2 protein-coding genes and 1 pseudogene are annotated in these 1,987 nt (G+C 40.3%); all 3 read right to left on the bottom strand.

Features of this window, described 5'->3' with window-relative positions; all coding sequences use genetic code 11:
* Positions 1-222 (bottom strand): annotated as a pseudogene (locus AC1DPZ_RS26210) (ABC transporter ATP-binding protein); the annotation flags it as partial.
* 73 nt (positions 223-295) lie between these two features.
* Positions 296-859 carry a ribosome recycling factor gene (gene frr, locus AC1DPZ_RS26215; RefSeq protein WP_477409043.1) on the bottom strand — a complete coding sequence of 188 codons (564 nt, stop codon included), beginning with the start codon at positions 857-859 and terminating at the stop codon, positions 296-298.
* Positions 860-1,025: 166 nt separating this feature from the next.
* On the bottom strand, positions 1,026-1,817 hold the full coding sequence (gene cdaA, locus AC1DPZ_RS26220) for a diadenylate cyclase CdaA (protein ID WP_477409045.1): 792 nt from the start codon (positions 1,815-1,817) through the stop codon (positions 1,026-1,028).
* Positions 1,818-1,987 lie beyond the last annotated feature (170 nt).

The following is a 1,987-nucleotide window of genomic DNA, read 5'->3' on the forward strand; positions in this document are numbered from 1 at the left end:
GCGAGATACCATGGCCACGCCAATAGCTGCGCCAACCAGCAACAATACCTGGTGCAGGTATTCTTCATATTGAAGACTACTGCGTTTCTCAATAACACGATCAACAATACGGCCGGTTATCCATGGATCAAGCAATGAAAATCCAATATTCATGGCAGCAAGAAAAAGCGCCATAACCACTATCCAGCGGTGTTTTTTCAAATAAGAAAGTAATATATTCATGTTTCAGCAGTAAAAATAAAAAAAGGGAATGGCTAAGTAGCTCATTCCCTTTTAATTTGACATAAGGTTAATATTAAACCGTCATGATATCTTTTTCTTTAGCATCTGAAAGCTGATCAACCTTGATAATATAGGCGTCGGTCAGTTTTTGAATTTCGGCCTCGCCTACTTTTATTTCATCTTCAGATACACCTTCGGTTTTTAATTTCTTAATCTTTTCGTTGGCATCTTTGCGGATGTTACGAACAGCTATTTTACCGGTTTCGGCTTCGGCCTTTGCTTTTTTAACCAGGTCGCGGCGGCGTTCTTCAGTTAAAGGCGGAACGTTTATACGGATAATAATACCATCATTTTGGGGGTTAATACCAAGATTGGCTTCTTTAATGGCTTTTTCGATAAGCGGTAGTAATGATTTCTCCCAGGGCTGTACTATAATAGTGCGTGCATCAGGAGTATTTACACTGCCTACCTGGCTTAATGGAGTTGGTGAACCGTAATAGTCAACCATCACATCATCAAGCATAGATGGATTGGCTTTACCGGCACGTATTTTATTTAATTCGCTATCGGCATGATCAATGGCCTTATCCATGGATGCCTTTGCTTCAGTTACTTGTTTTTTAATGAGTTCGCTCATCGGTTTAAATTTTTCACAAAAATAATAAAATCTATCATTTTACCGCCACCGGATATGGTTAATCGGTAAGTCCCGGTAAAGGTTTGTCAATTAACGCACTTATTGCTGCTATGTTTTTAATAACAAATGTTAAATTACTTTTTTAATGCTGATTTTATGTTTATCCTCAAAAGTCCTTATTCAAAACTTTTTCCAGCTCTGCAAAGCTGATATTCATTTTTACACGCCCCTGTTTGGCATATGATATTTCGCCTGTTTCTTCGGATATGATAATGGCTGTTGCCTCGTTGGCCTCTGTTACACCGATTCCTGCACGGTGGCGCAGTCCAAACTGTGCCGGCAGATCGGTTTTTTCGGTAAGCGGCAAAATGCAGCTTGCAGATTTAATCTTATTCTCGGATATTACAACAGCCCCATCATGCAGTGGACTTGTTTTTTGAAAGATGCTTTCCAGCAGCCGTTTAGAGATTTTGGCTTCAACAACCTCGCAGCTGTTTTGGTAAAACTGCTCATCATAATATTTTGCAAACACAATGAGCGCCCCGGTACGGGTTTGCTTCATGCTTTTACAGGCATCAATAATTGGTTTTATGCGCGCATAATTATTTTTCTCTACTTCCTTTTTGCCAAAGAAATACTGCCACCAGGCCTTATTGCGCTGCAGCGATGCATTTTTACCCACAAGCAGCAAAAAACGCCGTACCTCTTGCTGAAAAACCACAATAACGGCAATGATCCCTACATCAACAAATTTGCCCAGTATAGCAGTAAGCAACTTCATATGCAGCTGGTTAACTACCAGATTCATGGCAAATATCACTGCAAAACCAATAAAAATATTGGCGGCTATAGTGCCCCTGATGAGGTTATAAAGTTGGTAAATGATAAAAGCAACCAAAACCACATCCACTATATCGAAGATTGTGATCTTTGGAAAGTTGAGAAAAAAGGAATGCATTTACGAAGTTAATAAGTTTCGGGAAGTTAAGAAGCGGTTATTTATCACCCAGATACGGCCCTCCAACCACGCCCCAGCCCCATTTCGGCATCGACGCATCAATTGCCTCAGTTGTTTCATCCATTTTTGAATTAATTACAGCAATACGGGTACCCCACTCCAGGTATGCC

The organism is Mucilaginibacter sp. P4_G9 (assembly GCF_056400985.1).